This is a genomic window from Bartonella propinqua (assembly GCF_047263965.1).
GTDB lineage: Bacteria > Pseudomonadota > Alphaproteobacteria > Rhizobiales > Rhizobiaceae > Bartonella.
Window position 1 is genome coordinate 192,472 of sequence record NZ_JBLEBK010000002.1, and the last position, 24,744, is coordinate 217,215.

The window sequence follows — 24,744 nt, forward strand, 5'->3', positions numbered from 1 at the left end:
CCCACACAAAGCTCGTGAGTTTTTTCATATGGCACCCACCCACTGAGTAGATTCTCGGGATCAATCTTTTCCATCGGCTGTTGCGGATCACCATTTTTTTCACAAAGGAAATAATGGGCATAATTGGGGGAGAAATAATTGACACAATTGGGGATAAATTGTTTGCTGTTTACACATACCACCTTCCGTACCTGCCTTTTTCACCTACACATTTAGCGATTTCATTCCCACACAAAGCTCGTGAGTTTTTTCATATGGCACCCACCCACTGAGTAGATTCTCGGGATCAATCTTTTCCATCGGCTGTTGCGGATCACCATTTTTTTCACAAAGGAAATAATGGGCATAATTGGAGGAGAAGTAATTGGCACAATTGGGGATAAATTGTTTGCTGTTTACACATACCACCTTCCGTACCTGCCTTTTTCACCCACACATTTAGCGATTTCACTCCCACACAAAGCTCGTGGGCTTTTTCATATGGCACCCACCCACTGAGTAGGTTCTCGGGATCAATCTTTTCCATCGGCTGTTGCGGATCATCATTTTTTTCACAAAGGAAATAATGGGCATAATTGGAGGAGAAGTAATTGGCACAATTGGGGATAAATTGTTTGCTGTTTACACATACTACCTTCCGTACCTGCCTTTTTCACCTATACATTTAACAATTTCACTCCCACACTTAGCAATGCAATAAACTATACCCCAATATTACAACACTGTATGAGAACATTATACTCTCCTTTATACGACAACATTGCGCTTGCACCATAATATCGTCCTCCCTTTGATTCATCAGTCTTTTTTACATTGCACGAATCTTTATGATTTTTTACCAGACTTGTGGGAATTTGTAGCAGTTTGTGCTACCTTGTTTAGCGCAATCGAGCGATTTATAACAATTTATAGAAATTTACATAATGGTTGACCAAACAAAAGCACAAAGCACCCAATATTTACAATCTGCTTCTTTGGTTCGATCACATTTACGCAAACTTGGCTTATCTCATCGCGACGCGCTTTCAGTACAAAATCGTGCGATTTTTTCGCACCACGCCTGTTCCCACGTGATACACTATCTTGAGCAAAGAGGTGAAGATTTTTCGCGAATGATTTTGTCAGGTTATTTGCCCATCAAATCGGAAATAGATCCTCGTCCTTTGTTTGATTTTATAGTGTCACGGGGTGGCAGTTTAGCATTGCCAGCAATTCTTGATTCAACCACGATGGTTTTTCGTGCATTTTCAAAAAGCACGGTGTTAGAGCCGATGCGCTTTGGCACAATGGGACCCAATTCAGACAATAGCGTTGTCGTCCCCAATTTTATTATAGTTCCACTTTCAGCATTTGATAATCAATGCCACCGCCTTGGTTATGGAGGGGGATATTATGATCGTACTGTTGCATCTCTTAAAAAACAAGGGCACCAAATTCATTTATTGGGTTTAGGTTTTTCCTGTCAAGAAGTTGTATCGATTCCCCCCGCGCAACATGATTTAACTGTACAAGGAATTTTCACAGAAAAAGGTTTCTTAGAGCGCTAAAGTATGATTAAAGCGCTTATGCGATTTTTATTTTTAGGTGACATAGTCGGAACGACGGGCTGCAATGCGGTTTTTCAACAACTTCCAAATCTCATTGAGAAATGGCAACTTGATTTTGTTGTAGTGAATGGTGAAAACGCATCCAATGGCTTTGGCATTACACAAGAGACATATCATGATCTTTTAGCAGCAGGAGCTGACGTTGTAACAACGGGCAACCATGCTTTTGGCTGCAAGGAAGCATTACAATATGCGTATGAGAATGATCGTTTTTTGCGTCCAGCCAATTTTCCCCAAGGCACCCCAGGGAGAGGTTCGGGTATTTTTACAGCCAAGAATGGAGGACGTGTTCTTGTTGCGAATATTTTGGGGAATGTTTTTATGCCATGCAAGGCGGATGATTCGTTTGAAACGGCTGAAAAGATTTTGTCTGCCTGCTCTTTGATGGAGCAAGCAGACGCGATTATTTTTGACTTTCACGCAGAAACGACGAGTGAGAAACAATGTTTTGGGCATTTTCTTGATGGACGTGTCAGCGTTATTGTGGGGACGCACACACACACTCCCACAGCTGATGCACAGATTTTAGAAGGTGGGAGTGCATATTTGTCGGATGCGGGAATGTGTGGCGACTACAACTCATCTCTTGGGATGGATAAGGAAGAACCGTTACACCGTTTTCTTTATAAGAAAAGGCAAAATCGTTATGAGCCTGCGCGTGGTCCTGCCACACTTTGCGGTTTAGCGGTTGAACTTTCGGATCGAACGGGTTTAGCGGAAAAGATCTCGGCAGTACGCCTTGGTCCACGCTTAAAGCCCGAAATCCCAGATTTTTGGTGACCCTTCCTCACCCCTCCATCCCCTTCGGGGGATATTCTTCCTCAAGCAAAGCTCTCTTCAACCCCCTTCGGAGACTTCCTTCCTTAAGCAGAGCTCTCTTCAACCCCCTTCGGGAGGCTTCCTTCCTTAAGCAAAGCTCTCTTCAAGCCCCTTCGGAGACTTCCTTCCTTAAGCAGAGCTCCCTTCAACCCCCTTTGGGAGGCTTCCTTCCTTAAGCAAAGCTCTCTTCAACCCCCTTCGGAGACTTCCTTCCTTAAGCAGAGCTCCCTTCAACCCCCTTCGGAGACTTCCTTCCTTAAGCAGAGCTCCCTTCAACCCCCTTCGGGGGATATTCTTCCTAAAGCAAAGCTCCCTTTACCCCCTTCAGGAGGCTTCTTTCTTAAAGCAGAGCTCCCTTCAACCCCCTTCGGGGGATATTCTTCCTCAAGCAGAGCTCCCTTCAACCCCCTTCGGGAGGCTTCCTTCCTTAAGCAAAGCTCCCTTCAACCCCCTTCGGAGACTTCCTTCCTTAAGCAGAGCTCTCTTCAACCCCCTTCGGGGGATATTCTTCCTAAAGCAGAACTCCCTTCAACCCCCTTCGGAGGCTTCTTTCCTCAAGCAGAGCTCCCTTCAACCCCCTTCGGGAGCTTCCTTTCTAAAGCAAAGCTCCCCTCTTAAAGAGGTATGATTCCCTCGCAGGAATTACCCCGTTATGCGCTGAATTGTTGCACCACACTGTGCTAATTTTTCTTCCAATCGTTCGAAACCACGATCAAGATGATAGACGCGATTGATGATTGTTTCTCCTTTTGCTGCCAGTGCAGCAATCACAAGAGAGACGGAAGCACGCAAATCGGTTGCCATCACAGGTGCCCCCTGCAAATGCTCTGTTCCCGAAATGGTTGCAGTCTGTCCATTAAGTTTTATATTCGCTCCCAAACGTGTCAGTTCCTGAACATGCATGAAACGATTTTCGAAGATTGTTTCAGTGATACGTGCAGTTCCATGAGCACGCGTCATCAAAGCCATGAATTGCGCTTGCAGATCGGTTGGAAAGTCGGGATAAGGTCCTGTTTTAATATCCACGGGCATTATTTTTGTTTGTTGTCTGTCTCGTTTCACGTGGATTCCTTGTGGTTTTATTTCGATATCGAGTCCCGTTTTTTGGAGAACTTTCAACACTTGCGTGAGATGACGAAAATTGGCATTTTTCAGCAAAACATCTCCACCCGTCATTGCCACAGCCATTGCATAAGTTCCAGCTTCGATTCGGTCAGCGATGACCCGTATTCTTGCACCGCTGAGCCCTTTCACACCTTCGATGGTGAGCGTTGATGTTCCCTCCCCAACTATTTTTGCCCCCATAGCGTTAAGGGCTTGAATAAGGTTTGTGACTTCTGGTTCACAAGCAGCATTTTCAAGGACGGTTTTTCCATTTGCAGTAACTGCTGCCATAAGCATCACATGGGTTCCCCCGACAGTGACTTTAGGGAAACGGTAGTGAGCACCTTTCAATCCTTTTGGAGCTTTTGCATGAACATATCCATTTTCGATAGCAATATGTGCCCCTAACGTTTTGAGTCCTTCAAGGATAAAATCGACAGGTCTTGTTCCGATAGCGCATCCTCCAGGCAGAGAGACATAGGCTTCTCTACACCGTGCAAGGAGTGGACCGATCACCCAAAAGCTTGCACGCATTTTTTTCACCAGTTCGTAGGGTGCACATGTTGTGGTTATTTTTTGCGCAGTAAAATGGATTGTCCTTGAGTTTTCATTATCAAAATTCGTTTTTTGTCCTTCAACTGCATATCCAACCCCATGATTATTGAGGATACGAATTAACAGTTCGACGTCAGCAAGATGAGGCACATTGTCTAAAGTAAAGGGCTCCTGTGTGAGCAAAGAAGCAACCATAAGAGGCAATGCAGCATTTTTTGCTCCTGAGATAGGAATAATTCCTTTAAGTTTTTTTCCACCAACGATCTGAATAGAATCCATAATTCTCCACTCTTTCCCTTTGAGTTTCCTCTTCCAAAGATTTTGGCTCTTTGGGAAGCTATTCTTTGACAATGGTTTTTAAACGCAGCATGCAAAAGTTAGTTGCAAAAATGCCGTAAATATTCGTTTTTTAATTTTCTGTTTGTGCTCTTTTCCGACTTTGTTCTTTTCGTCGTTTCAAGTTTTCGCGTAATTGCTTTGCCAATCTTTCTTGACGTTTTCTTTCCTTTTCATCTTGATGACTATTTTTTTCATCTTTTTGATTTTGAGATATTTGTGTCATTGCGCAACCTTTGAGCAGTCTTGAGCGTCTTTAAGCAACGCATTTTTGTTAATGTAAAGAACTTATGTCATGACACAAGAAGGATTTTCTTGCAAGAATGCACAAATGTTCTCTTGCCTATTTTACGACAATATGGCACAAGGCAGCGCAAAGATTGAAAACTGCTGCGGTAGCTCAGTGGTAGAGCACTCCCTTGGTAAGGGAGAGGTCGAGAGTTCAATCCTCTCTCGCAGCACCATTATGTGGGAAGTTTTTTTGCACCTTCAGTGCGGTGTTGGCTTTTTGTTTTTTTTCAGCTTTTTTACCCTTTCCCTTAAGCAAGCAGCACCCACTCTCCTTGCAGCTCTCCCACACTTTACTTCCCAAACGTGAAAAAAACTGCCCTTTCCTTCAAAGGAGTTCTCATCCCCTCAAAGCAATTCCACCTTCCCCCTCAAAGCGGCTTTGCTTTTCTTGCCCAAACAGTGCCCACTCTCCTTGCAGCTCTCCCACACTTTACTTCCAAACGTGAAAAAAACTGCCCTTTCCTCCAAAGGAGTTCTCATCCCCTCTAAGCAACTCTACCTTCCCCCTCAAAGCGGCTTTGCTTTTCTTGCCCAAACAGCACCCACTCTTCTTGCAGCTCTCCCACACTTTACTTCCAAACGTGAAAAAAACTGCCCTTTCCTCCAAAGGAGTTCTCATCCCCTCTAAGCAACTCCACCTTCCCCCTCAAAGCGGCTTTGCTTTTCTTGCCCAAACAGCACCCACTCTTCTTGCAGCTCTCCCACGCTTTACTTCCAAACGTGAAAAAACTGCCCTTTCCTTCAAAGGAGCTCTCATCCCCTCTAAGCAACTCCACCTTCCCCCTCAAAGCGGCTTTGCTTTTCTTGCCCAAACAGTGCCCACTCTCCTTGCAGCTCTCCCACGCTTTACTTCCAAACGTGAAAAAACTGCCCTTTCCTCCACAGCAGTTTCCACTTTCGTCATCCCCCCTCTCTCCTTAACCCCGTCCATGTTGGCATTTTTAATTTGACGCACCATCACTTCCAACGCCTCATTAAAACGGTCAATCTCACTTTCCAGCTTACGAATATAGGCTTCATCACGGTAAGCACGTTTAATCAAAGGCGGCATATCAGGCCAATAAAGCATTAAGTCTACCCATTCGCGTTGCGTGATCCATAATCCTCCCTGACACTGCGCTTTATGCTCTTCTGGAAAATTTTTTTGATAATAATGAGGAATGAGAATTTCAGGTTTTTTGGTTTTAATTTCCAACAATCCGTCTGTTCCGATAAAGGCATCGGGAGAAAATCCTTTCATGCCATCATCGGCTAAAACAAACCCAATACATTCGGGATTTGTATGCGTCATCGTACCGTAAAGCTGGCGTGCGGCTGGCTCTAATTCTGTACCGCGCCGCATAGAAAGGGTTGTCCCCTCTTCAACGGTTTTTCCTGTGATCCTTTCTCCAGCAAGTTTCATCATGACAGCATGGTACTTTTGGGTTTTTTGTCCTTGCTTTTTTTGTGCCATAACCATTTCAAACAAAGAAGCAGTGATTAAGCCATTGCGCGCTTTTTGCCATTCAGACGTCCCCTGAACACAATCGATAATGACTGGCATGGTATTTTATCCCTTATTTTGCAGCGTCCCCTCTTTTTGAAACGCGTTTGTAATAAATCAGTCTTCATTTTTTGCTTTTTCAACTTATCAAAAGCAATTTTTCTCATTTTCAGAGCATTGTGATTTTCGTTGTGATGTTCTTTTCTGCTTTTAAATCACTTTTTCCGATGGAAATTTCCCTTATTTTTTCTCTATTTCCTGTAATGATAGGACTGCAATATTTTTCCATTTTCAACTTCTGCCCATCTCCAATTTTTCCCCCATCCCATATCCCCATCTTATATCTCCTGTGCAAAATTTTTAAATTTTTCCCCATGCTTTTTGATTTTGACGCCCTCCATTCCCTCCTCCATCAAGCACAACGGCTTCTTCCCCCAAAGCGTCTTTTGTCTCTTGCTTTTGCCTCTTATATGCCCTTAGCGCTTATTATACTCTTGTAGCGCTTATTATACTCTTTTAGCGTTTGTATATCCTTGTAGCGCTTGGTATATTTTTGCATTGGATTGCTACAATTCTTAAATATTTTTGATATCTCTCAATCATTTTGTTGAACGACAGAAAAATCATCGCGCAGATATTGTTCTGCCAAATTTTTTGCAACATACTCAGCAGCCTTTTGCGATATAAAGGGGAGTGCATTGTATTTTTTGGGTTCTAGTTTCACTGTATTTTGAATACGTCCAGCATAATAAAGTGGAATCCCCTGATAAACTGTTTTGAGATAGCTTGGCATTTTTTTACCACCAATAGTCTGTCAACACATCGCAAGGACGCAAGCGATGCTGTTTTTCGTAAGAGCCATAAAGATTTTCTTCGTACTCTTGTGCGACTTTTTCGTCTAAACAAGCATGGTAAATATCGCTATTGAGAATGAATGGCTGGAGCTGCGTATTTTCTTCATCAAGATCATGATTTGCAACATAAGCATCCGCAAGTTGCTCACTCACATCTTCTGCATGCAATGTGACAAGATCAAGACGTAAAAGTTTGTGAACAGTCTCGTGTTCTTCGACGAGCTCGAGAACTTCCTCAATCTGTTCGATAGGTCCTTCATAAGTATCACCCCTTTCGTCCTCACAGAGAATGACGATAATTTCATCCTCTTTAACAAATGGAATATTTTTCATGATTTTTCCCCCTGCATAGTTGATAAAACGTAGCTTTGTCTTGACATGGTCAAATATAGCGTTAGTCTTATATCCTCTATGGAAGAGATGTCAAATCATTTTATCTTTAATAATGAATATATTTTCAGTCTTTATAATACTTAAATGGCATATGTGAATAAAAACCCTGCCGATTTTATTCGCCTCATATCCTTTTAGTGTTCTCTATTTGTTCTTATCAAATGTAACCAATCACCAACAGACAGGGGGGTTAAAATGAGCGACTTAAAATTAATAGAATACTGGTGTAACCTTGATCAAAAAACACAAAAAGAGATTATTTTAATGCTTCGTGCGTTGGTCTCCGCAAGAGAGTTAAAATCGCCTGTCGTTCCTCAGGAGAAAGCTTTGAAACAAGATCAATAAACTCTTTATCTTCAAGACTTGCACCATCTTCATAAAGGATATAATTCATACTGATATTAATTTCATGACATATACGCGCAAGAGATTCAATTGTTGGTTCTTTTCCTTCGGTAAGAATAGAATGAAGATATCCAGCTCCTTTTCCAGCAGCGAGAGAAACAGATCTTTTTGAGCGACCACTTTTTTTAAGTGCTTCACTCAATCTTTTACGCCAACCATCAATATTCATAGTCTCACCATATAGCGCGTCTCAAAAAAAAAGACACGTCCTTTTTATAAAATGGACTTGCATTATCCTCTAAAACGGATAATATTAAGAAGATAAAATTTATTTCGGGGACAAAAGCTCATTTTCAGGTTAGAAACACAATTCACTACCGCAAAGAGTGCAAAAAGCGCCCCCGAAAACCTATGTATCTCCAATATTCTCCTATTGGTCCTTTGCCATTTATGCAACCAAAAATCGTAATATTGCATATACTCGCGCACGTATAATTGCCTCTTAAACTGTCAAAAGGGATAGCGACAGAATGACTATTTAACAAAATAAACGGCAACACAAACTGAAACATTTTACTCGAAGTAAAAATTTGAATCTACAGTCCTGCACAGCCCCCAAAACATTGGGTTAGACTTTATTGCGAATGGAAACACATAAAAAAGCAGAAAGCGGATTGAAACATGAAACATGTAAATCAACAAGAAACTCCTCATTATGAATCGTCTACGCTTCCTTACGTTTGCTGGTACCAAAATGATTTTCTCGGTGGTGTACGCGGTATGCGTGCACACGAGATTGGAATTTATACAATCTTGCTTAATGAAATGTATGCGCGCGGTCGTCCTTTGGAATTATCGGTAGAGCGTTTAGCACGTCTTTGTGGCTGTGACAAGCGAACATTTGTGAATGTTTTAGAAATGTTGATTGCAGAGGGTAAAATTTTAAATTTAGCGAATGGTTTATGGAATAAGCGCTGCGAAAATGTTTTTTACGAGCGCGCAAAATTGCTTGAACAGAAATCCTTTGCGGGTCGTACTTCTGCTCAAAAACGCAAGAAAATCAATATAAAACTTCAACAGGCGTTCAACAAGAGTGCAAAAGATGATACACATAACTTAGAAGCTCAGAAAGAAGAAGAAAAGGAAACACCTGACGGTGTTTCAGAAAAGAAGTTTTTTTCTTCCTCTGAGCCACAGGAGGAGAGAGTGCGGGGGGGAACATCTGCAAGTCTCTCTCCTCTTCTTCCCCAGTCTATAAAACCAGAATTAACCGAGCAACCTTCCAGCGCTCAAAAGCAAGCCGAGAGTTGCACAACAGCCCCCAAAGGGCAACGTCTTCCTGCCGATTGGACAGCAGACATCCGCGCAGCAATTGCAGAAGGTTTAAGTCAAGAGCAAGCACACTGGCAAGAAAAGAAGTTTCGCGATTACTGGCGTGCCAAAAGCGGCAAAGACGCGCTGAAAGTTGACTGGCAAGCCACGTGGCGCAATTGGTTTCGCCGTGAGATTGAGCGACTCAAAGAAAATCAAGAAAAGCTTGCGACTTTTTCCTCTCATTCGCCCTCATCTGCACCCAGCAGTAACAGCAGCAGCAGTAATAATAACAACAACAATGATGCTCTTTATCGGAGTCTCATCAATTACCGCGTATCATAACATGAGCACGATTTTTGAGATCAAACAAAAGCTTTCGTCTCAAGCAAGCACGATTGCAGAAATGCTTCTTCCACGGGGACGAAAACGCGGCAATGACTGGATTGTGGGGAACACACAAGGCGAAGCTGGTCAAAGTTTATCGGTATGTTTGAGCGGTAATAAAGCAGGTCTTTGGTATGATTTTGCGGAAGGCATCGGCGGTGACCTTCTAGACCTTTGGTGCGCTGTGAAAGGGATTACCCTCTCTCAAGCGTTAGAGGAAGCGCGCACCTATCTTAACCTGACACGTCCCAAACCTTTCATGGCGCCCCATCGTACCTATCGGCACCCACCCCTCCCCACAGGGAACACACCACAGAATTTGGTAAAAACTTACCTCAACCAAAAGCGCCGTATTCCGCTTGAGGTTTTAAAGCGTTACCACATAAGGGAAGATGGCGAAAAGATCATTTTTCCATTTTACAAACCTGATGGTACCCTTGCCTTGGTAAAAGAGCGCTTAGCACAAGCGGGTGCAAAAACAAAACCGACAGCATCACAATGTGAACCGATTTTATTTGGCTGGCAAGCTCTTGTTCCCCTAAATCAAGCCACTCCCCCAACGGGACACGCTGCTCTCTCAACAGAGCAAGCCACTTCCCCAACGGAGCACGCTGCTCTCACAACGGGACAAGCCACTCCCTCAACAGGACAGGCTGCTCTCTCAACGGAGCACACTGCTCCCCCAACAGGGCACGCTGCTCTCTCAACAGAGCAAGCCGTTCTCTCAACGGGACACGCCACTTCCCCAACGGGGCAGACTGCTCCCCCAACGGGACAAGCCACTCTCTCAACAGAGCAAGCCACTCCCCCAACGGGGCACGCTGCTCTCCCAACAGGGCACGCTGCTCTCACAACGGAGCACACTGCTCCCTCAACAGGACACGCCACTTCCCCAACGGGACAAGCCACTCTCTCAACAGAGCAAGCCACTCCCCCAACGGAGCACGCTGCTCTCACAACGGAGCACACCGCTCCCCCAACGGGACACGCCACTTCCCCAACGGGACACGCCACTCCCCCAACGGGACATGCTGCTCCCCCAACAGGGCACGCTGCTCTCTCAACAGAGCAAGCCGTTCTCTCAACGGAACACGCCGCTTCCCCAACGGAGCACACTGCTCCCCCAACGGAGCACGCTGCTCTCACAACGGGACACGCCGCTTCCCCAACGGGACACGCCGCTTCCCCAACGGAGCACGCTGCTCCCCCAACAGGGCACGCTGCTCCCCCAACGGGACACGCTGCTCTCACAACGGGACACGCCGCTTCCCCAACGGGACAAGCTGCTCCCCCAACAGGGCACGCTGCTCCCCCAACAGGGCACGCTGCTCTCTCAACAGAGCAAGCCGTTCTCTCAACGGGACACGCCACTTCCCCAACGGGGCAGACTGCTCCCCCAACGGGACAAGCCACTCTCTCAACAGAGCAAGCCGTTCTCTCAACGGGACACGCCACTCCCCCAACAGGGCACGCTGCTCTCTCAACGGGACACGCCGCTTCCCCAACGGGGCAGACTGCTCCCTCAACAGAACAAACCGTTCTCTCAACGGGACACGCCACTTCCCCAACGGGGCAGGCTGCTCCCCCAACGGAGCGAGCTTTTATTCCTACGAATCGTACAATTGTCATCACTGAAGGAGAAATTGATGCACTCTCATTGGCAGCTTACGGATATCCAGCAGTTTCAGTACCATTTGGAGGGGGCAGTGGAGGCAAACATAATTGGATTGAAAATGAATTTGATCATTTAGAACCTTTTGAGACAATTTTTTTAGCCACCGACATGGACAAACCTGGAGAGGAAGCTGCACTTGAGATTGCACATCGGCTTGGTCGCCACCGTTGCTACCGCGTCTGCTTGCCCTATAAGGATGCAAATGAGTGTTTAACCGCAGGAGTTGATTCTGCCACCATGGCAGCAGCCTTTTCATCAGCGAAAAGCTTTGCACCAAAAGGACTACGGCATGCTTCAGAATATAAAGATCAAGTTATAAAGTTGTTTTGGCCAGAGCCTGACCAATATCTTGGTTACACGGTTCCCTACCCTAGACTCAACGGCAAACTTTATTTTCGTCCATCGGAGTTAACACTCTGGAGCGGATCGAGTGGTGCAGGAAAAAGCCAGCTATTATCGGACTGCATTCCACATTGGATTTCGCAAAAGAGCCGCCTTTGCTTAGCCTCATTGGAAATGAAAGGAGAACAATCCCTGCGCCGTTTAACAAAACAAACAGGAGGCTTGGAGCAACCAACAAAAGACATGATTGAACAGATTCTGCAATTTTTAGACGAAGGACTTATTCTTTATGAGCATGTTGGTAAATCAAGCGTCGATACATTGCTTGATGTGTTTGACTATTGCCGTGCACGCTATGGCTGCGATCAATTTATCATCGACAGTTTAATGCGTCTTGGCATTGCCTCAGATGATTATGCAGGACAAGAACAAGCGGTTTATAAAATGGTTGACTGGGCAGTTTTAAACGCCGTACACATTCATCTTGTTGCCCATGCACGCAAAAGTGGCTTGGATAAAGACGTCCCGAACACTGAAGATATTAAAGGTGCCTCAGAAATTGGAGCCAATGCGTTTAATATCATCACCATTTGGCGCAATCGGTCGTTAGAAGACAAAATTTTTGCCGCATCTGGGAGGGAAGAAAAGGCAGATTTAGCCAAACGCCCGAGCGTGATTATGAATATCGCGAAACAACGTTCAGGTGACTTTGAAGGAAAAGTTGGTCTTTGGTTTGACCCACAAACTTATCGTTATCGTTGTTCTGCTGAGGGCACCCTCCACCTGCGACATTATCTTGAACACAACAGACAAAAGAACACAGCCCCCATAGCTACTGTGGCAACAAAATAACATATCAACTTCTTTAAAGACCCCACTCCCTTTCAAGAACATGAGGCTCCACAGCTTCTTCTTTGAAAGTGCATCCCTATACAACATTTCATTTGTTTAAACACACAAATAAGACAACAATTTTTGAGAAAATAGCATGAAGCACAAGAACAAAAAAAACACCCAAATCCAAGAGAAGCAAAAAAAAAAGACATCCGCTTTTCCCCTCTCTTCTCAGGATGAAGAAAAACAGCGCCTTGGTCACTTAAAAACACAAGAAGTCTCCATTGAAACAAGCAATCCTTATTTTCAGTCAACCCACCAAGCAAGCAAAAGCAATCCACGCACCATCATTGCCATTGCCAATGCAAAAAGCCATCCCATTGCACTTTTATACGCGAAAGGACATATCAGCAAAATGCAATATAAAGCAGCAGAACATTTTTATGTTTACTGGCGTCATAGTCAATCCGATCTCCACATGAGCCTTGATTACACGCGTCAAAAGGTTGATAGCAGCCAAAATTATACGCATCCCATTGAACGCCAAATAGAGGCAGCAAATCATTTACAAGCAATCAAAATCCCCCTTGGTGTTCTGGGTTATTCGCTTATTGAAAAAGTCGTTGGCTACGGTCAAGCAATCAAAGATTTGAGCCCTTCAAAACGCAAACAAAACTCATTGGCGGATCATTTACGGGATTGTTTAGATCTGCTAGCAGTTTACTGGGGATATGCAAGCCATAAGCGCTCTGAACGCTCCTCTGCTCCAGAAAAAAGAACAGCAGATTAAAAACCCACGCACCCACTCCAGCAACCATCCAACAAAGCACATTGAATATTCAAAATGTTGTCTAGAATATAAAAGGAGATTATCGATGTAAAACATCTGAAAAAGAGCGTATAATAATAATAGAAAAGCGTCATTTTTAGTTGCAGTGTACAACTTTCACTCAATCTACAACTTTCATTCAACTTGGGCACATCTCATTTTACGCTCCATAAAAACCAATCCCATTGAGGCTACCCTTCAGCAATCCAACTGAGAACTCCTCCCACCAAGAAGAAACCAAACCACTCCACTCTCTCAAAACTGCTCCAACGCAGAACTGTTCTCATCAAGAAGAGACCTACCAAGAACCCACCCCACCAAAAAGCAGTCTACCAAGAACCACTTTCCAAGATAATCATCCAACCTGAGAAATGCTCTGTACAAGTAGTTTCATGAAAAAATTATCTATCTTGCAAATATTTATAAATTTTTTCAGCTCTTCATCCATTGAGGATATATAACGCTTCTTTTCTCATGGAGAAATATATTTTCAGACTCACTCTTCTCGAAAAAATATCACCTTGAAGAAATAAACTCTTTTTTATGTTTATAATAACACTCTAACTATGATCCATAAAATATGATGCAAATGAAGTAAGAACACACTTAAAATAATATTAACTAACAAATAAAATAAACATTAAGTTATTTACGTTCCAACTATTGTTTTATTATGTTTATCTTATGCAAGATATATATCTTATAAAGTCACTATTTATAAATCATGTGCAAACAAGAAAAATTTAATAAATAACCAAATTACAGCATGTGTTTTGCATTTATTACTGTAGATTCTTTTATTCTTTTTTCTTTTATATTGAATTAATCCTGATTATTAAAATTATACAACTTATAATATATTAATAATGAAAAAAGAATATTATAAGAGTTGTAACATCTGACTGATTTGAAATAAAAAAGTAAAAATATTCTTAATATTTTTACTTTTTTTTTCATCCCCTCTCAATTTATATTTTTTTTGGAAGTATTTCGCTCTTTATAGATCATTTTAATTTAATACAATAAAGAGTTTTCAGGGCTTCTACGAGAATCTTCAATAATCTATTTTGATACAAAAATATTATAAAATAAAACAAGTTTTGAAGTAATTTTACTTAAAAAATATGGTTAATTTTGTCAATTTTTAGGCAAATCATGTTCTTTTTTATGACTGTTGCATTTTTACTATAGTGATTTACTGCAATTTTATATATGATCCATTTAGATATTTATTTCTTTAAATAAATATAAAGGAGAAACACTATGAACATCAGATATTTTTTCATAGCCGGGGCAATGACCAGCGGTTTATTTCTTGCTCTTAAATCATCTGATCATATAGTCACTCAACATTATCCTTCAGTTACTAACCACTCGACTATTCATGAATTTGTTAAACCTTCTCCCGATACAAAAATTATTACTCCTTCAAATACTCCAGAAATAGACTTAGATCTCCTTGATAAAACAAAAGGTACATTTGATAATTTAAATAAAGCACAATATCATAACATTTCCTTACTAACATCCGAATTATACGAAGAAGGAAAGAGACTATTATTTGCTGTAATTGATTTTTTTATTACTGTTTTAGTAACTTATCTCAAATCACTATTCTAAATAATACTCTTTAAAGTACAAAACAAACTTCTGATATATTAAAAAATAGAGAAAGGCCTTTGATCATCTTAGGCCTTTTTTATTTCACTGTTACTTTTATGAATACTTATTCATCTCATCTTTATGACATTTTTATGAAATTTTTCTTTGTATAAAAAACTGCATACGAATAAGTATAAAAACACATATTTATATAAAATCCAGTAGTGACGATATAAAAATAACAATATTTATCCTTTAGTTTTTCTACGACTGCCCTATAAATGACAACGCATCAAGACACAATATGATAAAAAGTCTATTATGTATCCTTTCATCATGCTGTTGTTTTGCCAATAGCCTTCATCAAGGCTGAAATAGTTTTCATTAATGCTGAAAAAGAAAACCTTAACTGAAGAGCTCAATGTGATATCAAGATTTACTCTCTATACTTAAAAGAGCGTAACTATACGCTTAAAAGAAAAATTATTCTGCTAAACAAATTTATATTATTATTTTTCTTTTATTATACTGACGAGAGCTCTTGTTATACTACCTCTCCCACCTTTAAAAATTTTATACTCCGCGCGCTTAAGAAAGACTTGCGTAAAGCGCCCTCAGTAGTCCTTCATAAAATTTCATAAAGTTAGCGTGGTGTAAGCAATCTTTATAAAAATTTTCACCTTTATTTTTAAAACTGCTTTTCTTGAAAGTTTTATTTTTTTCATTCCAAGATTATATTGTATATTTTGATAATATTGATCTATTCTTGTTATTCTTAGCTATCGATATATTTTTATTGCAGCCATCTATTTTATTTAAAGAAACTATTCTTTGGTTCATTGAGCATTTTTCTTATGACAATATTGTTTCATTATTGTTCCATTGATTTGAGTATTTTACGATAAAGATGAAAAGTTTAAAACTTTGAGAATTACGCTCATCTTCAAAATAAATAAAGACTTTGCCTTACACATCTTGCCATGCCCTCACAGCAAGTTACAAGCTGTACTAGCCTTACGGCAAAATCCAATCATATAAAAATAAAATACGTGACAAAAGCAGTCAGCCCACGCAAAAAAAAAAAGAACAACATTGTCAATATATTAGAGTATCAGAATATGAGAATATCAGACTTTATATTAGATTTTCGAAATATCTCATTTTTGAAGAGAACACATGGTATTTTGAAGAGAGCGCATGGTATCTGACTTTTGAAATTGAATGGTGCGGGTGGTCGGACTCGAACCGACACTCCTCTCGGAACCAGATTTTGAGTCTGGCGCGTCTACCAGTTCCACCACACCCGCAGGCTGTCATAAAGAACAGACTTATCCATTACTTCTTGGCACTATATGAAGAAGTGTAGATTCGTCAACAGCAGACTTTTCTTTTTTTTTAAAAATTTATATTATTTTTACCCCATTCGGTTTATTGGACGTAGTTTAAGAATCTTTTCTTCATTTAAGTCGATGAAAAAACCTACGATATTAAACAGACTAAAACTTTGGACGATTTCTTTAGCGGATCGTCGTACAGCACCACACTGGCTTGGATTTATTGCTTTTCTTGAAAGTTCTATTTTTCCCATTCCCGTGGATGTTTTGTACATTCCAATGGTTTTTGTCCACCCTCGTCGTGCCTATCGCTATGCTTTTCTTGCCACCACTTGTTCTCTTTTAGGAGGGATTTTTGGCTGGTTCATTGGACACTATGCTTATGACAGTATTGCCAAACCAATTTTAGAGTTTTACGGCAAATATGAAAGTTTTCAAGCACTGCGCAACGATACTACACTGGAACTTCTGGTAATTTTACTGATTATCTCAGGCTTTTTCCACCTTCCACCCATTAAGATTATCACGATCTTAACAGGTGTCATGGGTTTACATCTTGGACTTTTTATCATCATCTGTATCTTAGCTCGTGGGGCACGTTTTTATTTTCTCGCATGGCTGATTCAGCGCTTTGGACAAAAAGCCGTGAAGTATCTTTCTCGCCATTTCAAATGGATTGTGCTCATTGGTTGTGTTAGTGTGCTATTGCTTTACGGTGGAATTATCGCTTTCCTCAATAAGTAGCTTGCATTTTAGGGAACATGCTTGATGGCTTGCACTTTATCTCCTCGGCATCTTTTGAACCAACATCTTCATCGAGAAATAAGCAATAAAGAGCAAAGTTTATGGGCTTTTTTTCTCATTTTTTGCCTTTCTGCCACAATCGGTCTTGCACTTGGTTTTGAATATATTGGAAAATATCTTCCTTGCAATTTATGCCTCATTGAGCGCTTTCCTTACTATATTGCCATAGCATTTTTGATTTTAGCAGGTTTGGGAGCATGTTTTTTTCGCATGTCTTTGTGGGTGCGACTATTCTTTTTATGCGTGTTTTTGTTGATGACAATCAGCCTTGTCTTAGCGATATACCATACAGGTATCGAATATGGCTTTTGGCCTGCTCCCCCCAGCTGTGGTTCAGACACAACAAGGATAATAACAGACGTTAACCAACTGCTCAGTCAATTAAACAATATTCACCCTCCTTCTTGTTCTGCAGCACCAGCGCGCTTTCTTTTTCTCTCCTTTGCTGGTTGGAATGCTGTTGCCAGCCTACTTTACATGCTGATAAGCCTCTATGTTGCTTCAAAAGGGATTCTTTCAAATCGCAAAAAACGATAACCACAAAGCAAAAATGAGACTACGCAACAGATCCGCGCTTTCTTCTATCCAAGCAACCTTCTATCCAAGCCACATGCCAACATTTCGCTTTATTTTTTCACCTTTCCCCACTCCTCATGCGTATTGCTATAGCTTTTCAGCAAACATACCCTCCACCCCCTAACAGGCACATCCTCCATCTCCAGCAAGCATACCCTCCACCCCTAACAAACACACCCTCCATCTCCAGCAGACATACCCTCCACCCCTAACAGGCACACCCTCCATCTCTAGCAGACATACTCTCCACCCCTAACAGGCACACCCTCCATCTCCAGCAAGCATACCCTCCACCCCTAACAGGCACACCCTCCATCTCCAGCAGGCACACCCCCACCCCTAACAAGCACACCCTCCACCCTTAACAGGCACACCCTCCATCTCCAGCAGGCACACCCTCCATCTCTAACAGACACATCCTCTCTTTTTAGACAAACAGCAAATTGTACATAAATAACAAAAAGTGAAGAGACGCGTTACATTTTGTCATTTCCCCCTCTATACTTATTTGTAATATTTTGATAAAAGCCTACGTTGAAAAGCTGTGGGATTTAAGTGAGGGAACCAATAAATGCGAGCGGTTTCGCCATGCCTAAAGATGAAAACACAACGCCTCCTTCCTCTTCTCCACTAATCACCTGCGCAAATATCAGTCACCTTGACCCTCCAAATGACATGATGGAGCATGACCATGATGCGTGGCGAGAACATAGGCAAAAAAGTGACCTCAATGCCCCTTACCAGAAACCGCCCCATATAAAGCCGCGGATCAAATCGGCACCACGCATTAGACAAGTTTTTTGGTGTGATTTTCCTCACGATGCGATCTTGCCCGAATTTTGGAAAAAGCGACCTGTTTTAATTCTCTCGAAGAATGCAAAATTATATGGGAATGTCATCGTTTTACCCTTTACGACAAAGTCGCAACCCAATAATCCAGCCGCGTACCCACTGCAATCTCCCATAGAAAATAAAAAAGCGTGGATTATCTGTAACTATGTCACAACAGTTTCTGTAAGTCGCTTAAGCTGTTCGCACACTGTTCCAAGATTGCCTAAGGAAGATTTTGACAAAGTTATTACACTTATGTTCCAATATTTACCCCATTTATAGCATTAAACCTTGAAGGAATCGGTGTAATTTACATTGAAAGAAAATTGATCCACGCCATTGATGGCTGTAATTAACGCATATAAGCTTATCTGCCCATAGCATTAAAAATGATAGCGATTTCCCAGCAAAAGCCAGACAGGGAGCGAAGGGCAGAGAGCTGTTTCTTCTTTTAATTTTTGGAGCGTGATTTGAAAAATTCTTAGAAAAGATCTTCCAAATTATCTTGCGAAGGCAGCTTTAAAACTCTTCTCTGTGTTTCTTATTTCAAAACCACTAGCTAATATTCACAAACACCCAGCTAATATTTACAAATGCAATACGTAAAATAACGCTCTCCACTTTTGAGCCTATTAAAATCTTTCCCCTTTAGTCAAACCGCGCAAAATATGTCTTCTCCGTTTCTTTTTTCAGTGTTCACTTAGCTTTTTGAACGATAAACGCAATTGACATTAAAAAAATAAATAAACTTGATTAAATGAGTTGACTTTTACAGTGAATGCGTCTATATATAGCTCATCTACGGCATCAGAAATGGTGACCGCTTCCCCAAAAGGGAGATAGGAACGAAGGAGTAGGCAACTGCTCCTTTCGTCGTTTTAGGTATCATTTGAAAAATTCTTCAAAAGCTTACACATTACTTCTGAGAACATCTTTCATCAGCACTGTTTGTCATTTTTATTTTACTGTCATTCTTACCTTAATTTCACCTGTCTTAAATCCACCTCATAGATTGACAAATGGAACGTGCAAAATAGCCTTTGTACTTTTGAGCCCAATGAAAATCTTTCCTCTTTAATCAAACCAAGCAACAAACATCTTCTCAGTTATCTTCCATAAAAATATCCTCTCTTCTTGGAGAGAAATCTTTTCCCTCAGCACCATCTCTTCTTCAACACAATTTCTCAAAACACGGTCTCTCAAACGTAATTTTCACGGCACGCTTCCCTCGGCACAATTTTCAAATCATGATATAAATATGATTCCTTCGCAGTTTCCCCTCAGTACAATTCCTCAAGCATAATCTCCAGAAACATGATTGCTTTGCATTTTTAGCATGCCCCCAATTTTCTCATATATCCCCTTTTTTCGCTGACTTTTACTCTTTTGTGCTCATTTTTCACCAGTTTTTCTCACTATTTTTCTTCTCCCCCCTTTATGAGCATTCTTTTTTTCTCACCACCGTCTTTTTTAAACGCGCATCATTTTAGATTGACTTTTATTTTTTATATCTTATATCTTAGAACTATTCTAAACAATAAGAGAATAGCAAATGTTAAAATCCTTTTTTTCATTTGTACAATGCAAAACGCTATCCTTGTATTCATCGCAAAGAGCGCTGTTTGACAAGATGATGTTGTGTATATTCAAACAAAAAGAGCAACATGCAGCTCTCTTTTTATACGTGAGGACTTTAGAACCTTATTTTTCGAGGAAAACAGCAATGAGTGCCCAAAAATTTCAAAATTATAAGCAGCATCCTTCTCTTTTTTCTCGCGGCTACACAAAAGCAGCAGTTGTATCACGCAATCGATCTTCTCTTATGAAAAATAAGCCCCTGCATACAAACTCTCGAACCAGAACAGTAGCAAACCGCACCACCAAACATCCATCGAAAACACAAAAACAAATACTTTTAACGTGGATTCAGCCAGGTCTTGCAGGGTTAATGGATGGATCTGTCTCCACCCTTGCACCAATTTTTGCAGCAGCTTTTGCAACGGGAGATACGTATAAAACTTTTTTGATCGGGCTCTCGGCTTCGATTGGAGCTGGTCTTTCAATGGGTTTTACAGAAGCAGCTCATGATGATGGAAAATTATCAGGTCGTGGTTCCCCACTTAAAAGAGGCATAGCCAGTGGTATCATGACCACAGTGGGAGGATTAGGGCACACGCTTCCCTATCTCATTCATTCTTTTTATATTGCGACGATTATTGCATTTATCGTTGTGTTTTTTGAACTTGGCGCCATTGTCTGGATCCAAAACAAATATATGTCGACCCCCTTTTGGCGGGCATCTTTACAAGTTATCATTGGTGGAACTCTGGTTTTTGTGACAGGAATTCTCATCGGCAGTATATAGCACTATATAAATAGCGCTATATAAAAGAAGCACTGGAGGGTAAAAGGGACGCTTCTCCCAAAATACTAAACACCCTCCCATCTTACAGGACTTAATCTTGCTCTAGATTGAAAAAAAATTCACGTTAACGCCCCCTTTTGACAAAGTCTTTACAGCGCATTGCGTGAGGTGCTTGTTTTTACCACAGGAATTTTTATAGACAAATTTTTTATCAGCAATAAACAATATATGAGCAAACACTAAGAATAATGCTCTCTCAGCCATTAAAATTGTTGAGAGATTTTAAGAAAATTTATGTCAACACCCCTTGAGGCAAACATTTTTATAGTTTTATGTATATTAAGCCGTTAAAGAGGTGTTCACTTTTATGTTAAATGAGTACATTATCGTAAATTGACACAGAGCGTTTATTTTTATTTTTTGAAAAAGTTTTAACCATGCCTCACACGCAAACCAATATAAATTTAAAGAGCCAAGAGAATATCTCTTCCTCCAAAGTAACCTTATCGGTTCAACGCCTTGAACATGGGCAAGGTTTAGAGCTTCCTTTTTACGCGACAGCGGGCTCATCTGGGCTTGATTTGCGCGCAGCTCTTGCTGAAAATGAAACTATTACCCTTGCACCTGGGCAACGGGCTCTTATTCCAACGGGATTAATCTTTCATCTTTCATGTGGTTATGAAGCACAAATACGTCCACGTTCTGGGCTAGCTTTAAAGCATGGAATCACCTGTCTAAACACTCCTGGAACGATTGATAGCGATTACCGCGGTGAAGTTAAAGTTCTTCTGATTAATTTAGGACAAGAAAATTTCTCCATTGAGCGGGGAATGCGCATTGCACAAACAATTATTGCACCTGTCATTCAAGTTAATGTTTGCGAAATTGAACTGGAGCAAAAAGACAGCCCCCATACATCAGATGAAGGTCGTGGTGCAGGTGGCTTTGGCTCAACAGGAGACCGTTAAGCCGAAATAAACAGCAAATTTCTCTTGTTTCCTCTGTCAGGAACACAAAGCACCCCCCATACGCTAAGGGGTGTTGATACGTTCTTTACTGCTTTTCGCATCACCTACTGTGCATCCGCACTCTGTGTTGTATATGCTGGAGCATCATCCACCACACTTGGCTGACGCACTCTCTGCTGCATGCTCCATAACACCATCCGCTGTGCCTACCACACCCACCAATTGTGCTTTCTGCCACGCTGCCTGCCTCTTCCTTTGCAGTCAAAACATTGAAAGATGTTTGCAGCCCCATCAGACCGATTTTAGTATATCCAGCAACCCGCACCTGATTGAGCAAATCCACCACAGCACCATAATTGATTTCGCTATCAGCAATAAACAGCAAATTTCTCTCGTTTCCTCTGTGGAGAACACAAGGCACCACCCCCATACATTAAGGAGTGTTGATACGCCCTTTACTGCTTTATCACATCACCTACTGTGCATCCGCATTCTGTGTTGTATATGCTGGGGCATCATCCACCACACTTGCTGATGCACTCTCTGCTGTATGCTCCATAGCACTATCTGCTGTGCCTACCACACCACCAATTGTGCTTTCTGCCACGCTACCTGCCTCTTCCTTTGCAGTCAAAACATTAGAAGATGTTTGCAGCCCCATCAGACCGACTTTAGTATATCCAGCAACCCGCACCTGATTGAGCAAACCCACCACAGCACCATAATCGATTTCGCTATCAGCTTTGATTAAAATCTTTGTATCTAGATTTCGGTTTGTTTCCTTTAGCAAGGCTTCAGTAAACCCTGCTTGGCTGACAAGATTATTGCCGACATAAAGGGAATTGTCTTTTTGCAAAGTCACATAGAGAGGATCATCGGGCTGTGCCACAACAGCAGGTGCCTGCGTTATAGAAGGCAACTGAACAGGAATAACAGATGTCGCTAGAGGCGCTGCCACCATAAAAACAATGAGCAACACCAAAACCACATCAATAAAGGGGGTCACATTGATCTCATTGTGCAACCCACTCTCATTTGTATCCCAATCATCATTAAAATCTGTTTTCATTATTTGTAACTCTTTTGCTGTCTGCGTTTATCGAGTTCACGGCTCAAGAGCCTCTCAATCGCAGCAACGATATCGCCTAAATCATTGCGATAACCGCTCAGAGCCCGCATCAGGCTATTATACATAACAACAGCAGGAATAGCCACAAAAAGCCCGATAGCAGTTGCCAACAAAGCTTCAGCAATTCCTGGGGCAACCACATCGAGTCGCGTTGTTTGAGATTCAGCAATTCCAATAAAAGCATTCATGATCCCCCAAACGGTTGCAAAGAGACCAACAAAGGGAGCAATAGCGCCAATGGTTGCAAGAACAGCACTCCCACATGCAACACGCCGCGTAGCAGCCAGTAAACAGCGCGACAAAAGCAAATGAACGCGCTCCTTCACGCCCTCATTAATGTCACGGACAACCTCACCATAGCGAAAAATTTCCTCATTGGAAATAATATCTTCATTGATATCCATTGGCTCATATTGTCTCCCACAGGGATCTTCAATTCCAAGAGGAGTGATTTGTTGTGCAGAAAGATAAACCTCTTTCAGCACTTCTTTTAAGAAACCCACCCCCGCTCCTTTGCTCTCCTTCAAGCTAGCAGCCAAGCGCGTAAGGGTTTGGGCATGCAGAGCCAAGCGCAGTTCATAACGTGCTCTTCGTTTTGCTAAAGTAATTTCAACGATTTTGACAAAAGCAATTGTCCAAGACATCACAGAAGCCACAAGCAAAGTGACAATAACAGCTTTCACAACCCAATCAGCTGCCATAAACATAGAGAATGGAGAAAGATCGTGCGGAGAAAATGCAGCAGACATGCTGCCTAAGGGTACTGTCTCAGGTTCCATTTACACCTCACACCATTTTGGATTTACACTTCTGATTTTACCGCTTTTATAGCGTTCCCCTCCTATAATATAACTATGTTCAATTTAAGGAATAAAACTTGATAAATAAAGTATAGTTTTACTTTAAAACTTCGATTTTTTCAAAGATAGCCCCCAAGCACCTCTTTTCAAAGTGATTTTACAGACAAAACTGATTTGATAAAAACATTTTCAAATGAAATGAGAAAATGGAACTAAAGCAATTGTTGGACGTTACTCAAGCAGTAAATTTGGCAGTGAAATTTGTTTGGCTCCCACACAAATTATCACAAAAAATATACAATCATGAATAACAATAAACCAAGAGAGGGAAATATCACCATGGCAAACCACAAGACAACAGAAGAAAAGAACTTGCAAACACAACTAGAGAAATTACGCAATGAAATTTCTGGTATCACTTCAACATTGACGAATCTTGGGGCAAATAAGTTAGACACAGCCAAAGATAAAGCTGAAAAGCTTTACAGCTCTGCAAAGGAAAACAGCGAAGAGATCATGTCGCAAGCGAAAGATAAAATCAACAATTTTGAACAAGCCATGAACAAATGCGTCCGCAAAAATCCAAGCAAAAGTGTTTTGTTTGCAGCAGGGATTGGCTTTGTTCTTGCCCAATTATTGCGTCGTTAATCAATGTATATGCTCATCGCTCCCCTTTTTAATTCTCTTGTCAATGGAGAACTAAAAAACACCGTTAAGCAAATGCGTCGTCAAGCCATTTGCTGTGGAATTATTGGAATGTCTTTATTCATATCTTTGATGTTTTTGTGTACCATTGGCTTTATTGCATTATGCTCGGTCATGACGCCCCTTGCTGCAGCCAGCACAATGTTTTTCATTTGGCTTTTTATTGCAGGATTAGGTATTTTGGTGAATCGACTTCTCAGAGCTCATCAGCTTCACAATCAACAAAAACAATTGAAGCAACAACAGCAAAAATTTATGACAGACGCAACACTTTCTAGCATTGCACTTCTCAGTCAGCATCTGCCTTTTGCCAAATTGGGCGTTTCAGTTCTTGGGCTTGCGACCTATCTTTTATGGAAAAAAGATAAAAAAAACCGCTCTTAAAAGAAATTTTTTATCATTTTATCCCTCATAAGGTGCTTTTTTTCGATAGAGAAAAAAAGCACCTTTTTTTGCCACCCCCCA

The 24,744-nt window shown here is 41.4% G+C and carries 23 protein-coding genes and 2 tRNA genes; 14 read left to right on the top strand and 11 right to left on the bottom strand.

The features are described 5' to 3' along the window. Positions 1–923 precede the first annotated feature (923 nt). Entirely contained in the window at positions 924–1,547 is a 624-nt protein-coding gene (locus ACMFKV_RS02545) for a 5-formyltetrahydrofolate cyclo-ligase (protein WP_336288167.1), read from the top strand. Between the two features lie 3 nt (positions 1,548–1,550). Further along, positions 1,551–2,387 carry a TIGR00282 family metallophosphoesterase gene (locus tag ACMFKV_RS02550; protein ID WP_336288168.1) on the top strand — a complete coding sequence of 279 codons (837 nt, stop codon included), beginning with the start codon at positions 1,551–1,553 and terminating at the stop codon, positions 2,385–2,387. Positions 2,388–3,068: 681 nt separating this feature from the next. On the opposite strand, the gene murA is transcribed toward ACMFKV_RS02550, so the two are convergent. Both murA and ACMFKV_RS02560 read right to left on the bottom strand, forming a co-directional pair. Then, the gene (murA, locus tag ACMFKV_RS02555; protein WP_336288169.1) at positions 3,069–4,364 is read right to left on the bottom strand and encodes a UDP-N-acetylglucosamine 1-carboxyvinyltransferase; all 1,296 of its coding nucleotides are present in this window, start codon (positions 4,362–4,364) and stop codon (positions 3,069–3,071) included. 130 nt (positions 4,365–4,494) lie between these two features. After that, positions 4,495–4,647 (bottom strand): hypothetical protein, encoded by a 153-nt coding sequence (locus ACMFKV_RS02560; protein ID WP_336288170.1) that lies wholly within the window; start codon positions 4,645–4,647, stop codon positions 4,495–4,497. A 163-nt stretch (positions 4,648–4,810) separates the two neighbouring features. Between ACMFKV_RS02560 and ACMFKV_RS02565 the strand changes: the two genes are divergently transcribed. Continuing rightward, positions 4,811–4,885: transfer RNA gene (locus tag ACMFKV_RS02565), tRNA-Thr, on the top strand. A gap of 611 nt (positions 4,886–5,496) precedes the next feature. On the opposite strand, the gene ACMFKV_RS02570 is transcribed toward ACMFKV_RS02565, so the two are convergent. From ACMFKV_RS02570 to ACMFKV_RS02590, 5 genes are all read right to left on the bottom strand, one after another. Next, on the bottom strand, positions 5,497–6,255 hold the full coding sequence (locus ACMFKV_RS02570; RefSeq protein WP_336288172.1) for a lambda exonuclease family protein: 759 nt from the start codon (positions 6,253–6,255) through the stop codon (positions 5,497–5,499). A 109-nt stretch (positions 6,256–6,364) separates the two neighbouring features. Further along, a complete protein-coding gene (locus tag ACMFKV_RS02575; protein ID WP_336288173.1) occupies positions 6,365–6,532 on the bottom strand; it encodes a hypothetical protein in 168 nt (55 codons plus the stop codon). Between the two features lie 258 nt (positions 6,533–6,790). After that, entirely contained in the window at positions 6,791–6,988 is a 198-nt protein-coding gene (locus ACMFKV_RS02580; RefSeq protein WP_336288174.1) for a hypothetical protein, read from the bottom strand. A 4-nt stretch (positions 6,989–6,992) separates the two neighbouring features. Continuing rightward, complete coding sequence (locus ACMFKV_RS02585) at positions 6,993–7,382, bottom strand: hypothetical protein (RefSeq protein ID WP_336288175.1); 390 nt, start codon at positions 7,380–7,382, stop codon at positions 6,993–6,995. Positions 7,383–7,698: 316 nt separating this feature from the next. Then, entirely contained in the window at positions 7,699–8,016 is a 318-nt protein-coding gene (locus ACMFKV_RS02590) for an XRE family transcriptional regulator (protein ID WP_336288176.1), read from the bottom strand. 452 nt (positions 8,017–8,468) lie between these two features. Between ACMFKV_RS02590 and ACMFKV_RS02595 the strand changes: the two genes are divergently transcribed. The 4 genes from ACMFKV_RS02595 to ACMFKV_RS02610 all read left to right on the top strand — a co-directional run bounded on the left by ACMFKV_RS02595 (position 8,469) and on the right by ACMFKV_RS02610 (position 14,785). Beyond that, positions 8,469–9,443 (top strand): YdaU family protein, encoded by a 975-nt coding sequence (locus ACMFKV_RS02595; RefSeq protein WP_413154427.1) that lies wholly within the window; start codon positions 8,469–8,471, stop codon positions 9,441–9,443. A gap of 1 nt (position 9,444) precedes the next feature. Beyond that, a complete protein-coding gene (locus ACMFKV_RS02600) occupies positions 9,445–12,354 on the top strand; it encodes a toprim domain-containing protein (protein ID WP_413154455.1) in 2,910 nt (969 codons plus the stop codon). Positions 12,355–12,490: 136 nt separating this feature from the next. Then, positions 12,491–13,126, top strand: coding sequence for a hypothetical protein (locus tag ACMFKV_RS02605; protein ID WP_413154428.1), 636 nt, complete (start codon positions 12,491–12,493; stop codon positions 13,124–13,126). A gap of 1,302 nt (positions 13,127–14,428) precedes the next feature. Next, on the top strand, positions 14,429–14,785 hold the full coding sequence (locus ACMFKV_RS02610) for a hypothetical protein (protein WP_336288683.1): 357 nt from the start codon (positions 14,429–14,431) through the stop codon (positions 14,783–14,785). 1,204 nt (positions 14,786–15,989) lie between these two features. Here the strand turns inward: ACMFKV_RS02610 and ACMFKV_RS02615 are convergent. After that, positions 15,990–16,074, bottom strand: a tRNA-Leu gene (locus ACMFKV_RS02615). 162 nt (positions 16,075–16,236) lie between these two features. Here ACMFKV_RS02615 and ACMFKV_RS02620 point away from each other — a divergent pair. The 5 genes from ACMFKV_RS02620 (at position 16,237) to dut (ending at position 21,645) form a co-directional block, all read left to right on the top strand. After that, positions 16,237–16,845 (top strand): YqaA family protein, encoded by a 609-nt coding sequence (locus ACMFKV_RS02620; RefSeq protein WP_413154429.1) that lies wholly within the window; start codon positions 16,237–16,239, stop codon positions 16,843–16,845. Positions 16,846–16,869: 24 nt separating this feature from the next. After that, positions 16,870–17,442: a disulfide bond formation protein B gene (locus ACMFKV_RS02625; protein ID WP_413154430.1), complete on the top strand. Its 573-nt coding sequence runs from the start codon at positions 16,870–16,872 to the stop codon at positions 17,440–17,442. A gap of 627 nt (positions 17,443–18,069) precedes the next feature. Then, complete coding sequence (locus ACMFKV_RS02630) at positions 18,070–18,594, top strand: type II toxin-antitoxin system PemK/MazF family toxin (protein WP_413154431.1); 525 nt, start codon at positions 18,070–18,072, stop codon at positions 18,592–18,594. A gap of 1,270 nt (positions 18,595–19,864) precedes the next feature. Next, entirely contained in the window at positions 19,865–20,677 is an 813-nt protein-coding gene (locus tag ACMFKV_RS02635) for a VIT1/CCC1 transporter family protein (protein ID WP_336287439.1), read from the top strand. A gap of 437 nt (positions 20,678–21,114) precedes the next feature. After that, positions 21,115–21,645, top strand: a complete 531-nt coding sequence (gene dut / locus ACMFKV_RS02640; protein WP_336287440.1) for a dUTP diphosphatase — start codon at positions 21,115–21,117, stop codon at positions 21,643–21,645. Positions 21,646–21,745: 100 nt separating this feature from the next. Here dut and ACMFKV_RS02645 read toward each other — a convergent pair whose 3' ends face one another. From ACMFKV_RS02645 to ACMFKV_RS02655, 3 genes are all read right to left on the bottom strand, one after another. Beyond that, complete coding sequence (locus tag ACMFKV_RS02645; RefSeq protein ID WP_413154432.1) at positions 21,746–21,988, bottom strand: hypothetical protein; 243 nt, start codon at positions 21,986–21,988, stop codon at positions 21,746–21,748. Positions 21,989–22,120: 132 nt separating this feature from the next. After that, positions 22,121–22,714 (bottom strand): biopolymer transporter ExbD, encoded by a 594-nt coding sequence (locus ACMFKV_RS02650; RefSeq protein ID WP_336287441.1) that lies wholly within the window; start codon positions 22,712–22,714, stop codon positions 22,121–22,123. Further along, on the bottom strand, positions 22,714–23,553 hold the full coding sequence (locus ACMFKV_RS02655) for a MotA/TolQ/ExbB proton channel family protein (RefSeq protein WP_336287442.1): 840 nt from the start codon (positions 23,551–23,553) through the stop codon (positions 22,714–22,716). Before ACMFKV_RS02655 ends, ACMFKV_RS02650 begins: the two co-directional genes overlap by 1 nt. A 324-nt stretch (positions 23,554–23,877) precedes the next feature. Here ACMFKV_RS02655 and ACMFKV_RS02660 point away from each other — a divergent pair, with 324 nt between their 5' ends. Both ACMFKV_RS02660 and ACMFKV_RS02665 read left to right on the top strand, forming a co-directional pair. After that, the gene (locus ACMFKV_RS02660) at positions 23,878–24,222 is read left to right on the top strand and encodes an ElaB/YgaM/YqjD family protein (protein ID WP_413154433.1); all 345 of its coding nucleotides are present in this window, start codon (positions 23,878–23,880) and stop codon (positions 24,220–24,222) included. Between the two features lie 3 nt (positions 24,223–24,225). Further along, complete coding sequence (locus ACMFKV_RS02665) at positions 24,226–24,663, top strand: phage holin family protein (RefSeq protein ID WP_336287443.1); 438 nt, start codon at positions 24,226–24,228, stop codon at positions 24,661–24,663. Positions 24,664–24,744: the final 81 nt, after the last annotated feature.